The organism is Microbulbifer litoralis, from assembly GCF_023634065.1.
Lineage (GTDB): Bacteria > Pseudomonadota > Gammaproteobacteria > Pseudomonadales > Cellvibrionaceae > Microbulbifer > Microbulbifer litoralis.
On record NZ_JALKCV010000009.1, the window covers coordinates 131,774 to 146,672 of the forward strand.

General features: G+C 61.9%; 8 protein-coding genes. 4 read left to right on the top strand and 4 right to left on the bottom strand.

The window, feature by feature from the left end; genetic code table 11:
* Nucleotides 1-85: 85 nt before the first annotated feature.
* Both MWN76_RS14295 and MWN76_RS14300 read right to left on the bottom strand, forming a co-directional pair.
* A complete protein-coding gene (locus MWN76_RS14295; RefSeq protein WP_250462214.1) occupies nt 86-3,838 on the bottom strand; it encodes a glycosyl hydrolase in 3,753 nt (1,250 codons plus the stop codon).
* Nucleotides 3,839-4,197: 359 nt separating this feature from the next.
* Nucleotides 4,198-6,744 carry a di-heme oxidoredictase family protein gene (locus MWN76_RS14300; protein ID WP_250462217.1) on the bottom strand — a complete coding sequence of 849 codons (2,547 nt, stop codon included), beginning with the start codon at nt 6,742-6,744 and terminating at the stop codon, nt 4,198-4,200.
* 788 nt (nt 6,745-7,532) lie between these two features.
* On the opposite strand from MWN76_RS14300, the gene MWN76_RS14305 reads away from it, so the two are divergent.
* The 3 genes from MWN76_RS14305 to MWN76_RS14315 all read left to right on the top strand — a co-directional run bounded on the left by MWN76_RS14305 (nt 7,533) and on the right by MWN76_RS14315 (nt 11,901).
* Nucleotides 7,533-8,072: a hypothetical protein gene (locus tag MWN76_RS14305; RefSeq protein WP_250462219.1), complete on the top strand. Its 540-nt coding sequence runs from the start codon at nt 7,533-7,535 to the stop codon at nt 8,070-8,072.
* A 7-nt stretch (nt 8,073-8,079) separates the two neighbouring features.
* Nucleotides 8,080-8,607: a hypothetical protein gene (locus MWN76_RS14310; RefSeq protein WP_250462221.1), complete on the top strand. Its 528-nt coding sequence runs from the start codon at nt 8,080-8,082 to the stop codon at nt 8,605-8,607.
* Between the two features lie 570 nt (nt 8,608-9,177).
* Nucleotides 9,178-11,901, top strand: coding sequence for an autotransporter family protein (locus tag MWN76_RS14315; protein WP_250462223.1), 2,724 nt, complete (start codon nt 9,178-9,180; stop codon nt 11,899-11,901).
* A 414-nt stretch (nt 11,902-12,315) separates the two neighbouring features.
* On the opposite strand, the gene MWN76_RS14320 is transcribed toward MWN76_RS14315, so the two are convergent.
* Nucleotides 12,316-12,909 carry an FMN-dependent NADH-azoreductase gene (locus MWN76_RS14320; protein WP_250462225.1) on the bottom strand — a complete coding sequence of 198 codons (594 nt, stop codon included), beginning with the start codon at nt 12,907-12,909 and terminating at the stop codon, nt 12,316-12,318.
* Nucleotides 12,910-13,017: 108 nt separating this feature from the next.
* Here MWN76_RS14320 and MWN76_RS14325 point away from each other — a divergent pair, with 108 nt between their 5' ends.
* Nucleotides 13,018-13,971: a LysR family transcriptional regulator gene (locus MWN76_RS14325; protein ID WP_250462227.1), complete on the top strand. Its 954-nt coding sequence runs from the start codon at nt 13,018-13,020 to the stop codon at nt 13,969-13,971.
* Here the strand turns inward: MWN76_RS14325 and MWN76_RS14330 are convergent.
* Nucleotides 13,968-14,807, bottom strand: a complete 840-nt coding sequence (locus tag MWN76_RS14330; RefSeq protein WP_250462229.1) for a mechanosensitive ion channel family protein — start codon at nt 14,805-14,807, stop codon at nt 13,968-13,970. The two genes, MWN76_RS14325 and MWN76_RS14330, sit on opposite strands and share 4 nt — an antisense overlap.
* Between the last annotated feature and the right edge of the window lie 92 nt (nt 14,808-14,899).

Consider the following 14,899-nt stretch of genomic DNA (forward strand, 5'->3'; position numbering starts at 1 on the left):
TTTTATTGTGAATTGGTGTGGTTCGGCCGGAAGCGGGCCTGCGGCCCGCAAGCCGAGCTGGAGCTCGGCGCTCCCGGCCAAAGCCTCAATAAACCTCCAGACTCCACAGCGAATAGCCGTAACCGGTAGCCCGCTGCAGGCCCTGCATGCGCAGGTAGCGGCCGTTGGTATCCAGGTCGATTTCATCGATACCGCCGTCACCGCCGGTGACCGAAGCCGCCGTGGTCCAGCTGCTGCCATCGACGGAAACCCGGATTTCGTAGGCACTGCCGAAGGCTGCCTCCCAGTCCAGCACCACTTTGCTGAGCGACTGCACCGAACCCAGATCCACCTGGATCCACTGGTTGTCACTGAAATCGCTCGACCAGCGGGTGCCGCCGTCGCCGTCCACGGCGTAGTCGGCGAACCAGTAGCCGCCTTCTTCGGATGATGCGGTGACATTTTTGCCGCGGGCCAGGTCTTCAGTCGGTTCCGGGTCTGTCGGCGTGTCGCCGCCACTCCGGATCCAGTTCAGCTGCATATCGCCATTGAACACCAGGCGCAGGGTCTGGACGCCGTCGTTCAGGTCGATCGAGGTACTGACGGTCTGCCAGCTGTCGGCACCACCGGTGGCGGGAATATCGAGCGTGCCGCGCGACTGTCCGTCGACCAGTAGCTCGATACTGCCGGCGGTTTCCGCAGCGACGCGCAGTGCCAGCGGCACACTGCCGGCGGTGGCCACCAGGTTGTAGTCGATCCAGTCGCCGGTTGCGGTTTCGCCCACTTGCAGGAAGCCGTTGCCGTCGCTGGTCTTGTCCAGGCGGATACCCTGCATGGCCCCGTACTCCTCGGCCTCGACCAGCCCCGGCAACTGGTGCACATTGCCGCTGCCGTGCACCGGCATATTGACGTAGAGACTACCCAGCTCGGTGAGCACGCCGGACTGGCGGTAGTCGAACAGGCCGTTGTACGGATGGCCGTTGCGGCGGCCGGTAAACCAGGCGTAACGGGCTACATCCGGATCGTTTTCCAGTGTGTCCACCGTCTGGACCAGGAATTTCTGCTGCTCCTCCACCGTGGTGGTGTCCGCCCAGGCGGAAAACTCGGTCATCCAGATCGGGCGGCCGTATTTGCGGAACAGGTCCAGGTACCACTCGATACCGCCCACGTCCTCCATGTAGGCGTGGATGGAAATCGCATCCACGCGGCAGTCGGGGCAGACGGCGAAGAAATCGTCGAAGTAGTCCACCGGATCCGTGTAGGTGGTGCCGTTTTCACTGACGCAGTTGCCGCAGAAATTCATCGCCACACTGACGATATCCAGGTTGAACTCATCGGCGATGGCCTCCAGGCGCGGCCACTCGGCGGCGGCCTGTGACGGTGTCATATTGGCCTGGTCGATAAAGTTCGGCTCGTTGAATGCGAGGATGTATTCCACCTCCGGGTGCGCGGCGATGTAGTCGCGCATCGCCTGGTCGTCGAAGCCGCCGTTCCAGGCCATGGGCACGAACTCGACGCCGTAGTTTTGATAGATATCGGCGATCTGCACATCCGGCGCGTGGCTCCAGTTGTACCACCAGGAAATACCCTCGGAGATGGCCGCCATATCCTCCGGCGAGTGATGGCCGTAGCCGAGGCCACGCTTGGCGCTCGCGCCGCTGTCCCGGTCGTTGTCGACAAAGATATGGGTGGCGGCGCTGTCGCTGGCCTGGCCGTCGCTGACGGTCAGCACCGCGCGGTAGCTGCCCTCGGTGGTGTACTCGTGAGTGGCACTGGCGCCGGTGGCGGTGTTGCCGTCGCCGAAATCCCAGTTGTAGGTGAGGGCGTCGCCGTTGACGTCGGTGGACTGGCTGCCATCGAACGTGACACTCAGGTTTGCCGGGCCGCCGGTGACCGAGGGTTTGATCGCCGCGTCCGGCGCGCGGTTGACCACTTCACCGCCGTGGCCCGGATCCTGCGCCACCTCGCCGCCGGAAATATGGATATCGTCTATGGCCAGGTTGGCGATTTCACCGGTGCCAAGCAGCTGGAAGACCTGGCGCACATCGAACAGGTCGAGATCGCGCACCAGGTCGGACATCGGAATGGTGATCTGGTGCCACTGGCCGTCGCGGGCGAAACCGTAGGGATCGCTGCCGGGCTCGAAGTCGATCCAGGTCTGGCCGACACCGTCGACGCCACCGCTCTTGATGCCGATGCGGAACGAGGTCTGGTCGCTGGTTTTCATCGAGAAATGCAGCGCGGCGTTATCGTTGTCGAACGCGGTCAGGTTGAAACCGTCGCGCGCGGTCAGGCCCAGCCCGAACCAGCCCTTGCCGGTGGAGCTCAGGTTCAGCGCGGCGTTGCCCTCCAGCGTGTCACTGCTGGCGACGTTCAGGGTTTCCTCCCAGATAAACAGGTCGCCGCTGACGCCGAAGCCGAAACTGCCGGCGTCCATATGCGACGGTGTTTCGGTATAGATGCCAAAGCTGCCGTACTCCGGCGCCTCCAGTTCGACGCTCTCGCTCAGGTAGATATTGTCGACGGCAATTTCAAAATCCGCCGCGGGCGCGGGACCGGAAATACTGAACAGCGTCTTGAGGGTTTCCACATCCAGGCCGCCGAATTCGGAAATCGGGATGGCCACATGGTGCCATTCGCCATCGCGTTCCAGGCCGTACTGGTCGCCACCGGTGGCCAGCACCACGCTGGCGTCGCCGCCGGAAGTGCTGGCCATATTGACTTCGATATTGACGTTGGAATTTACCTTGCAATCGAAATGCAGGTAGCCGTGGGCGTAGTTGCGCAGGTTCTGGTCCTTGTGCAGCAGGCCCATGCCCCACCAATCGCCGGTTGCCACCTGGTAGGCGAGGGCGGAACTGCCCTCGGACGGCGTGGTTGCCACCGAGGTCATATTGTTCCAGACGTAGAGATTGGTGTTGTCGCCCCAGTTGAGTTCGTAGGGGGCCGGGGTGGTTTCGGTCATGACACCGAAGTTACCGCTGGGCAGGTTGTCGCCGGCCAGTTGCAGTTCGGTAAATTCGTTCTCGTACAGGCGCACGTAATCCACGACCATTTTTGCCGGGAAGTCAGCGGTGATCAGTGCCGGGTCGGTGATCTCGACAAAGTTGAAACCGCCCACGGCCAGGTTGAGGATGATGTGCGCCGGGTTGTCGCGGAATTCCGACAGGTTGGGGTCGGTGATATCCAGCGTGGTGACCGGGATACCGTCCACGGAAATGGCGATTTCCGTCGGTGTCCAGTCGAGGCGGTAGTTGTGATAGTCCTCGTGCAATGACGTTTCCAGCTGCACGGATTCGGCGTGGTCCGCCTGCAGCCAGTCGCCCCAGTCGCCGGATTCGTGCCACCAGTGCAGGGCGCCGGACACGGTGTGGTTGACGGTGCCGTCGTCCTGGTGCGCCCTGGCACCGGCCTCCATGATGTCGATCTCGCCGGATTTCGGCCAGCCGTCGATACCGAAATTGTTGCCCAGCATCCAGAACGCGGGCCACAGGCCGTTGTCCAGTTCTGGCAGTTTGATCCGAGCCTCCAGCGTACCGTAGCGGAAGCCGACACGGCCGTTGGTGTGCAGGCGCGCGGAGGTGAACTGCTTGCCTTCGTATTCCTCGCGCCTGGCTTCGATCACCAGGTTGCCGCTGTCGATGTAGGCATTGTCCTGGGATGCGGTGTAGTACTGCAGCTCGCCATTGCCATTGCCGTCGCCGCCGGTCTCGAACATCCAGGTATCGCGATCGATACGCGCCCCGTCAAACTCTTCCGACCAGATCGGATCCGTCTGCGCACTCGCCTGGGTTGCCGACAACAGGCCGGCGGCAGCGAGCAGCAGTCCCGCCGTGGCGGACCTCTTTGCTCTACTCATGGTTTTCTCTCTTTTGTTTTGTGGTTGGTTATTTTTTATGGAAATTACTTTTCCATTGAGGTTTGAAAAGAATAAAGAGCCGTAGGATGGGCAAAGGAGTACAGCGACGTGCCCGTCAACGCCGCGGCTGATGGGCACGCTGCGCTTTGCCCATCCTACAAACTGCTCCATCGGACCTTGATAAGAACGCCGGAGTTAGATGCGAAGGCCCTGACACCGGTGGGAGTTTGCGGGACTGTTGGCGAGAGGGACCTCGCCGACAAGCCTACAGGGATGTATGCACGGCGTGTCCCGCAAACTCCCACCGGTGGCAGGGCCGCCCCCGGCCCTTCTTACAGCCTACCGGTGATCCGTGCGCCTTAAAGTGAATTCAGAAACGCCTTCAGCGCACTGCGATCACCGGCCGCCATCGCCTCGTAATTCAGGCGGCTCTGCGTGGCTTCGCCGCCGTGCCAGAGAATGGCTTCGTCGAGATTGCGCGCGCGGCCGTCGTGCAGGTAGCGGACATTGTCCGGCCCGCCCTGCACATACTGCAGGCTGCCGAGCCCCCACAGTGGCGCAGTGCGCCAGAGGTTGCCGGCGGCCTCGCCCTGGGACAGGCCGTCCGCCAGTCCCGGACCCATATCATGCAGCAGCAGGTCGGTGTAGGGATGGATGGTCTGGTTGCGCAGTTCCGCCAGCGGGTGCCGGTCGGCGGTGACCAGCGTGTCCAGGTGACAGCCGTTGCAACCGGCCTGGACAAACTGCTGTTTTCCCTGGGCGATCTGCTGCGGGTTCACATCGTGCTCCGGGGACACGCGGATGCCGGCGGGGTAGCCACTGCGCAGGCTGCGCTGGGCCGGTACGCCGAGCAGCGCCAGGTACTGGTGCAAACGCTCGAGTTCGGTGGTGGATATATGCGGTGTGACACCGGGTACATGGCAGTTGCTGTCACTCTGCTGGCAGCTGCGCAGTGGATAGACCGGCGAGGTGACGCCCATGTCCTGTACCAGGGCCTCGGCGATCTGGTGGCGCAGGCCGGTCTTGGCCGCCTTCCAGCCCAGGCGACCCAGCTGGCGTTCGCCGGTTTCCGGATTGGTAACGAAGTTGGCGCGACCGCGAATGCCGTCGCCATCGCTGTCGTCCGGGTCGGTGTTGGCGAGGATGGCCGCCTCATCGACGGCTTCCAGCAGGCCGGTGCCGATCACCTGCGGTGCCTGGCGCACGGACCAGGTCTCCGGTGCCGGACCGCCGAACTGGTAGACGGGTTTCTGCAGCTGCACCTGGGTGCCGTCGGCGAGTGTGCGCACTTCGGTTTCCACCGCCTGCAACTGCACCGAGTAGTCCGGCGCGCCCGGATCCTGTGCCTGCTGCTGGATATTGAAGCCGTAGAGCGGATCCGCTTCGCCGTCCGCGGTGGCGGTCAGCACCGTCAGCGTGTCCAGCGGCGCGCCGATTTCCGCCGCGGCGCTGCGACCGTTGCGGATATGGCAGCCGATACAGCGCTCGGCGTTATAGCGCGGTCCCAGTTGTCCGGCGTGGGCGCTGAACACCGGGTTTTCATTCGGGAATTCCGAGTGCACGCCACTGGCGAACGAGGTGTGGAACAGGCGGCGCCCCTCGACAAAGCGTTGGCTGTTGCCGATGCCGATATTGTTGGCCATCTGCTGGAACATGCGCATTGGCTCTTCGGAGTAGTTGTAGGAGACGCTGGTGTCACCGCCGAGCAGGGTTGCCGGCGGCAGCGGCTCGGAATCCAGGTTCGGTTCTATGCCGTACCAGGGCCGCATGCCGACGCCGACCACATACAGCTGTTCGAAGGAGTAGTAGCGTTCACCGCCGCCGTCGATCACCGGTGTCTGCAGGCGCGGCGCCGGGGCCAGCTCGATCTTGTCGCCGACCTGCAACGGCCTGCGCAGATCGGTGCGCCAGTTGATGTCCACTTCCATGTAACAGTCGGGCAGGCCCGCGTGGCAGCGGGGTTCGCCGCCCTCGTTGGGATTGTTGAAGCCGTAATTCAGCGACCAGCCGAATTCCCGCACCGTCGGGTCCAGCACATTGCGGAACAGGCTGAACGTGGTGCCGTAGAAGGTACCGTTGTTTACGTGCAGGATGAATCTGATTTTGCTGCCGCCGGCCGGAATGGTGTCGCGGATTTCGAGGCCAAAGGTGCGGTTCTGGAAGTAGAAGGGCGGAAACGTCAGGTAGCGGCCGGGCTGTACATCCTCCGCCTCCCAGGGTTCGCCCCGTTCGCGCGCGTGGCGCTCAGTGGGTCGCGCACCCATCAGCGTGACCAGGGTGCCGTCCGCCTCGGTGTACTGGATCTGCTCGACAATTTCCGTATCGGCCGGGAACAGCGGTACATAGGCGGCTGGTTCCCCGCCATCATCCTCCTCGCCGAGAACGCGGATCTCGAACAGCGAATAGCCCCAGGCGTTGCCTTCGCTGGGTTCCTGCGCCAGCACGCGCACATAGCGGTATTCGCCGGTAACCGGCAGCACGTCGGTGCGGTCGCCGAATGTGCCGTCGTCGACGCTCGCCAGAGTCTGCCACTGCTGGTTGTCGCTGGAGCCCTGCACTTCGTAGCGCAGTGGATTGGCCGCCTCCCAGTCCAGTTCCACACTGCCCAGCGAACTGGAGGATTGCAGGTCGATGGTAATCCAGGCCGGGGAAACGCCGTGCTCCGATTCCCAGCGGCTGTAGTCGCTGCCGTCCACGGCATCCGCGGCTGGTCGCAGTTCGCTGCTGGCGGCGACCGGTTTGCCCAGTGCCAGGTTCTGCTGTGCCTGTGCGGGAAGGGCGGCGATCAGCAGAGCGAACAACAGGCTGGCGAAACCGGCGCAATATTTGTTGATCTCTCTCCTTACCTCCCTCTTTTCCTCTCGGGCTTCCTCTCGAATACGGTCGTTGGCTCTTTCTCTCGTCATGCTCGTGTCCTCATCGCTGTCGTGAGTTGAGCTTTTTGTCATGCACCGTCACAAAAGCTGCAACGCAACTCGTCGGTCAATCGATTTATTTTTTTGCTTTCGCGCTATCCAACGAAATCGGTTGCCGAGGACGGTATGCGATAAAAATTGAAAAAAACGCGCCGACGGCAGGTCCGGCATTTCCGGTGGATAGCGTGAAAAAGATATTGACCACACAGTTTTTTGTATCGTCCCACCTTGGCCGGAACAGATACTGGGAGCGACGGGCGGCGCGGTGGGGTACCCAGTCGACATTTGTGGCGCACGGTGTCACGAACTGTCCGGAATCTGTTCACCGGCAATTGGACGAAGAATCGGGAAGAGGGAAGTGGGACGGATGAATCGGGATCGAAAAGTAACAGGGGCAGAAAAAGCTCGAGGCAGTGCTCCGCGCCCTGGCAAGGTTATCCCAGGCAGTACTCGAATATATTTCCTTGCCTGGCGGGCGGCGATGAACAGCCCTTAAGAATAAAGTATGACAATATCAAGAATATCGCGCCAACCAGCTGGAATTGGTACGACCAACTCGGTATAGTTCGCGCCGTAATCCAGAAAGCGATATTCCTTGCACAACTCCCTCGGTTTAAGCAATGGTTTGGCAGAACCGTTGCTCCTATAGCAAAATAATCCTAATTCTAACAATGGCTATTGACGCTTTTCCCGATCGGAAAAGGCGATGGGCCCTTGTTGCTCGCCATTGGGTGCGGGACTTCGCTGCGACTCCCAAACTGATTTCAAGGAAAGCACGTATGTTTGAGATAGCTTTGATAAGCCTACTCGCGCTGGCCCTGGTGCCGCCGCTGTATCTGTTGCACCAGGTATCGGTGCTGAAACGAAAGATCAACCGGGCGCTGTCGACTGACGCGAACCGGGAATTTTCATACAACCAGGCTGTCGTACAGCGCGAGCTGGTGCAGTCTTTTCACGTCTTCGACACCCTGCTGGCATCCATGCAGTGCTGGCAGGACGGATTGGACGACACGGCCCGCGATTTTATCGCCACATTCCGCGAGCGCGCGGTCGCCTATGTGGAACGGGGTTGCGAGGGCAGCCTGCTGTCTACCCACCTGCGCGACGACCGACTGAAGCTATTGGCCCTGCAGTTGTTGAGCCGTCACCCGGGAGTTGCGCGGCAGCGCGCAGCGATCAGCCGGGACGCGATCGACAATGGCGATTTCACCGAGTATCTGAAACTGCTGAACGAGCTGGTACAGCGCCACCTGGGCTGTATGAATGATCCAACTGCCGAGCGGTTCACGTTGTCCGGAATGCGTACCGCGGCGGTCTGAGGTGGAAATGGAAAAGACATCGACAACCCTCTCGGCCGTGATTGCCCAGTGCCACACCTGGAGCCGGGAGGCGGAGGCAATATGGCCGCGCCTGCACCGTTTTGTGGAGCAGGTGGGTGACTTCCTGCGCGTGCGCGAAGCGGGCGGCTGGATACCGCGGGAGTTGCCGGAAGATGCGCAGACGATATCGGAACTGGCCCACTGGCAGGTACAGCAGGTCATGGGGATGGGGTCGGCGCAGGTGTGCGACAGTACTGTCGCCATTGCCAATGGATGCCGCGTGTTCCTGTTCGCCGCCGAGCTGGAGCCGGATGCATTATCCGTTGAAATGGTGCGGGTTTTCGAGACGCTGCTGGAGTACACCCAGCAGGTGGAGGCTGTCCTGCTGACCTTTCCCCACGGGGATGCCAAGTCTTTCCAGCTCGCGCAACTGGTGCGGGCTATCCACGACAGCTGTGGCCGCTGCCCGCCGCGGCAGCGGGCCGGTGAGTGGTTGATCGGAAGCCCATTGCCGGCAACGGGACAGGGCGACTAGCCCGGATATTTCACCAGGCCGCTCAGAATGCAGCGTAACTCTATGTTTTCGTTAATGTTTTCAGGGATCTCCGCGGGGACAGATTGTCACCGGCCAGCGCTGGCCACGCCCTCGCTTGATCTCTGCACGCTCAGCACATTTTTGCGGCTAATACGTGCAGTAAGCATGCATGTACGCCACAAAAATGCACTGAGCGCACAGATCTCGGCGCGATCATCGTGGCCCCTGGTGAAATATCCGGGCTAGTGGGCCGCTCGCAAAGTTAGGAAACAGTTCACTTCGCCAAATCGCCCAGCTCTGCGTTGAGAAAGCTTGAAATAACGCTGCTATTCCAGCGCTTTCTCGCCTTGATCTGAACGATTTGGCTGTGCTCCTTTGTTACCGAACTCTACAAACGGCCCACTAGGTTTCACCTGTATTTTCGATAGGGAGGCGCAGGTATTGGCCGGCGTCTCCCTCTTTTTTTGCTATGTCTCTGACTCTCGAGGTGCCGTCTAGACTGTTAGTGTTTTTTGGCAGTTGCGGCGCCTGGCAGCATCCGTCGCCGACAGAAATAGAGGCATCGACGCAATGGAATGCGAGCGAAAGAGAGCCACCCGTCGCGGCGGCAACCCGTCCAATTTTATTTCGGCCCTGCTTGCCATTGCGGCGGCTTTTTCCGCCGGGGTGCGGGCCGACTGCGAGCCCTCGCCACCGGCGTCTGGGGACACGGTAACCTGTACCGGCAACCCGGCGGGTTATTCGGTCAGCGGCCTGGGCAGCCTGACGATAGATATTCTCCAGGGCACCAATCTCAACGGGCCCTTCAGTGCGTCGACGATAGGCACACTGGATGTCGACAACAGCGGCAACCTGCAACGTGTCACCTTTGAAGACAACGGCACCGTCACTTTTATCAACCGCAGCAATATCAACAGCGGCCTGGAAATCATCGGCGATGGCGATCACACGGTGACCAACGTCTCCGGCGGCAATATCAATGCCTTTTTCACTTTCTCTGGCGGCGGCGACAACAGTGTCATCAACTGGGGCACGCTGAACCCGGGTATTACCGTAAACGGCAACGGCAGCATGGATATCCTCAATGAGGCCGGCTCCTTTATCAACCAGGGCATCTCGGTTACCGGCTCCACCGATACCACCATCGATAACTACGGCACCATCCAGGGCACGGCCATTTTCCTGGATTCGGGCAGCGACCGGATCACCAACCGCGCTGGCGCCAATATCAATGGCGAGGTGGACCAGGGCAGCAACGACGACGATTTCCTCATGGAGGGGGGAACCGTCAACGGCGGCATCCAGCAGGGGGCCGGCAGCGATACGGCGACCATCGAAGACGGCCAGATTTCGGGGTTCCTGCGCGCCGGCTCGGGAACCGACGACCTGCTCTGGACCGGTGGCCTGGTCGGCGGCATCGATATGCAGGAGGACAACGATACCGCGCTGTTTATCGGCCTGACGGATGCGGAACTGCGTACCATCGAAATCAATGGCGGTCTCGGCAACGATGGACTGACCTGGCAGGGGGTGGTCGGCAGCCGCCCGGACCGCCTGTTGAACTGGGAGCTGATTCGACTGCAGAGCAGTTCCGAACTGACCATGGGCGGTGACCTGGTGCTGGGTGACAGCGGCACCCGGACCGGGCGGCTGACCATCGATGGCTCCAGCACCCTGCACGCCAGTGAAGGGCAGTACAACATCAACCCGGCAGTTGCCGGCAACGGCGTCACGGTGCTCAACAGCGGTACCATCGATATGACCAGCAGGGGTGACTCGGTGACCGATGTGCTGAGGATCGACGGCAACTATGTTGGCAACGGCGGTTCGTTGATACTCAATACCTACCTGTTCGATGACGGCGCGCCATCAGACAGGCTGGTCGTCACCGGCGACGAGTTTGGCACCACCAGGATTTTCGTTGTCAATGTCGGCGGCCCCGGTGCCATGACCAGTAATGACGGTATCCTGGTGGATGAGGATACCGACGGCATCAGCACCAGCAGTGCTTTCGTCTTGGGCGGTATCGTCGCGGCTGGGCCCTACGAGTACCTGCTCTTTCGGGACGGCGTATCGGCAGGCAGTGAATACAACTGGTACCTGCGTTCGCACGTTACCAGCAGTTCCAGCAGTAGCTCCGGGGGCCACGATCCGGACGGTGGCAGCTCCAGCTCATCCGGTTCGAGCAGCTCCGGCGGCCACCGTCCCGACGGCGGCAGCTCGAGCAGCAGCTCCAGCGGTGGGTCGACGAGTTCCAGCAGCGGCGGTTCCACCAGCTCGAGCAGTAGCAGTTCCAGTAGTGGTGGTGGCTCCGGTGGCGGTGGCGGTGGCGATGTCATTCCGCTTTACCGCCCGGAAGTCTCCACGCATGTCACCATTCCCGGTGTCAGCCGCGCGCTGACGCTGGCGACCCTCGGCACCTACCACGAGCGCGAGGGCGAACAGGCCTGGTCGCGCCGCGATGACGGACGCAATTCCGTCTGGGTGCGCGCCTTCGGCAGCCACTACAAGCAGCGCTGGGGCGGCACCGTGGATCCCAAGTTCGACGGCGATTTCTGGGGTGTACAGATTGGCGTTCCACTGTACGGTGCGGGTACGCGCAATGGACGACGAAACGCGGCCGGGTTGATGCTCGGTGGCGGGCACGCCAGTGGCGATACCCGCGGCTTCGCGATCGCGGTTGAGAATGCGGACACCGGTGACATATCGCTGGACAGCTACAATCTCGGCGGTTACTGGACCCACCACTGGGCCGGCGGCGGCTATCTCGATGGGGTGCTGCTGCTGTCGTCCTTCGACGGCGACAGCCGCTCCAACCGCGATCTCCACGCCGATATCGACGGCGATGAACTGACCGTCTCCATCGAGGGCGGCAGGCCTTTCCCGCTGGACGGTTTCTGGAGCCTGGAACCCCAGGCCCAACTGATCTGGCAGTACCAGACCACGGACGATACCGAAGATCCCTATTCGAGTATCCGCTTCGACGATGTCGACGCGCTGACCGCGCGTGTAGGCGGGCGCCTGGTGGGCGATATCGTGCGCGGCACAGCAGTGTGGCGGCCGTATATCAAGGCGAATATCTGGCACGAGGTGCACGGGCGGGACAAGGTGATGTTCAACACCACGGCCATCCGCACGCACCGCGGTTTCACCACTCTGGAGGCCGGTGTCGGCATCAACGCCGACCTGGATGGCACCACCAGCCTGTTCGGGCTACTCGACTACACCACCGACCTGGACTCCGAGGAGTTCGATGCGGTGGAAGTCCGTATCGGCTTCCGCAAGCGCTGGTAGCCGCAGCGGCCGCAGCATATCCCGTATTTCCCGCGCCAGCACGGGAGCGCCGGATGCCGGGTTCGCACTGGTAGAGCGCCTGGGGGAAGCCGTGGAAATCGTGAATGGTGTGCGGTTTTTGCGCCGCGGTCACGCGGGTGCCATCCGTGTACCAGTGGGCGGAAATCGACAGTATCGCCGCGGGTCGGGGCAGGCTGCTGCCCAGTGTTTCCCAACTGCGGGTGTGGCGGTTGTCCTCGAGGGCGTTCATCGGGCTGCCGTGTCCCACAAACAGGGCGGGCATGCGGGTCTCGGTCATGGCGGGTCTCCGGAGTTACCGGGGCGGTCCCAGTACAGAGGGAAAACAGTGCGGAGGGGAAACAGGGCGGCCGCGGCCGCCCGAAAGGTCAGTCGTATAGCGCGTCGACTGAAGAATCAGGCCAGCTGCGCCAGCTGTTCCTGCGCAGTTTCCAGTGCTTTCCGCCGGGATTCGTCGCCGGTGGCCAGGCCCTCCGCGTACACGAACGCGACATCGTCGATGCCGACGAAGCCGAGGAACTGGCGGATGAAATTGGTCTGCGGGTGGTCATCACCATAGACGCCGCCGCGGGTAATCACCACATAGGCCTTCTTGCCGTTCAGCAGCCCCTCCGGGCCGTTTTCCGTATAGCGGAAGGTCACACCGGCGCGGGCGATATGATCGAAATAGGCGTGCAGGCTGGATGGGATACTGAAGTTGTACATCGGGATACCGAACACCAGCACATCGGCGCTGCGGATCTCGTCGATCAGAGCATCGGAGTAATCCACTACGGCCTGCTGTTCCGCGGTGCGTTCCGCCGCGTCGCTGGCGAATGACTGGAAGCGCTCCAGGGTCAGGTGCGGCACCGGCTCCGCGGCCAGGTCGCGGGTGGCGATTTCGCCGCCGGGATTGGCTGCCAGCCACTGTTCGGCGAACTGGTCGGTCAGCTGGGACGATTGGCCGTCCTTGCGGAACAGGCTGGTCTGGATCTTGAGCAGTTTGGCCATTTGATCTTCTCCCTGTGGAGGTTGTCTATCAGATGGCAGCATTTAAACATTGATGATTTAGATAAAAAATTATAAAAATACACGTAAACCAATCTATATATTCGATCTATGTCTGAAGTGAAACGCGATAGTGAGGCCCTGACGCCCCGTATCAGTCTCGAGCAGTGGCGCTGCCTGGTGGCAGTGGTGGAGGCGGGCGGCTATGCCCAGGCCGCGGAGCGGCTGCACAAGAGCCAGTCGTCGGTGAGTTACGCGGTGCAGAAGCTGGAGTCGGTGCTGAATATGAAGGCCTTCTCCATCGAGGGCCGCAGGGCGGTACTGACCCCGGCCGGACAGATGCTCTATTCCCGCGCCCGGCTGCTGCTCGACGACGCGGCCGGGCTGGAGCGGGCCGCACGCAAAGTGTCGGCGGGCTGGGAATCGGAGATCGGTATCGCTGTCGAGGTGCTGTTTCCCACCTGGCTGCTGCTGGATTGCCTGAACCGGTTTGGACAGGAGAGCCCGCAGACCCGTATCGAGCTCTACGAAACCGTGATCGGCGGTGCGCCGGAGGCGCTGCGGGAGCGGCGCGTGGAACTGGCCATTTCCCCCCACGTGCCGAGCGGTTTTACCGGCGAGCCGTTGGCGCGGCAGGTGCGTATCATCCCGGTGGCCCACCCGGAGCACCCCCTGCACCAGCTCGGCCGCGAAATCACTATTCGCGACCTGCGCCAGCAGCGCCACTTGGTGGTGCGGGATTCCAGTTCCCAGCGCGACCGCAAGACCACCACGGTGGAAGTGGCGCAGCGCTGGACGGTGACCAATATGGCCACTTCCATCGGCGCCGCCTGCCGCGGCTATGGTTTCGCCTGGCTGCCGGAAGAGAAGATCCGCCGGGAACTGGCCGACGGGATTCTCAAGCCGCTGCCGCTGCGCGGCGGCAGCGAGCGCTACCTGCAGATGTACCTGATCTTTGCCGACCGGGAATCCCCCGGCCCGGGCGCATTGCGACTGGCGGAGATCATCCGCAGCGAGATGGAAACCAGGTGTCGCGAATGGGAGGAAAAGGGCGGCTGTGGCTAAGGGCCCACTTCCGCCATGCCTTCCACAGGCCCGCTGTACCAGAAGTTGTAAAAGTCCTCGGTCACGCGTTGCTCGATGTCGTGGGCTTCCTCGCGCGGACAGAATAGGGTGATGGTCACCACATCGTGCCCCAGCTCGTTGGTGGTGAAGCTGACTTTCGGCTCGGTCCCCACCAGTTCCACCCCGGTGCGGTGTTCGATCATCTGGCAGTAGCGCGCCGCCACCTCGCTGAAGGCCTCGCTGTGCTCGCCGATGCGCCCGATCAGGAAATCCTTGGCCGCAAACGGGTTGCCCCCCTTGTTCTCGCGCACGATCGAGAAGGTGTGCTCGATGTAGCGGCGCATGAAGTTCAGGTTCTTGACCGGCTGGGTGAAGAACACATTGTTGGGGATGTACAGGGTGATACCGGTATAGCCACTGCCCAGTCCGTGGGGATCGATCTCCAGCAGGGTGGTGCTGAGCCAGTCGCTGTCGATCACCTCGCCAAACTGGTCGCCCACCTTGATCCAGTCGCCCACGGAAAATGCGCGCATACTCGCCTGGTAGATGCCGCCAACGAGACACTGCACCACATCCCGCAGGGCGATGATGATGGCGACGGAGAAGGCGGCAATCGACAGGGCGAAGTCGCGCAGTTCCGACACCCAGATGGCCACCACGCCCAGCACCAGCAACAGGTTGGAAATATTGTGCACCGTGTTGATATGGCGCCGCTTGTCCTTCCGGCTCCAGCGCGTGCGGGCGAAGATGAATGAGAGCGACAGCCGCAACAGCACCACTGCGACGATAACGATCCCGGTCAGGACAAGTTTATTGTTGAGTAGCTGCTCCAGCATTCCGGATCCTGTAGTGGTAAAGCGTAGGGGCAACCGGCCGGCGGGGAGGGGCCCTGCAAAGCTTAGCCGACCGCGGCGGCCGAACGACGTCG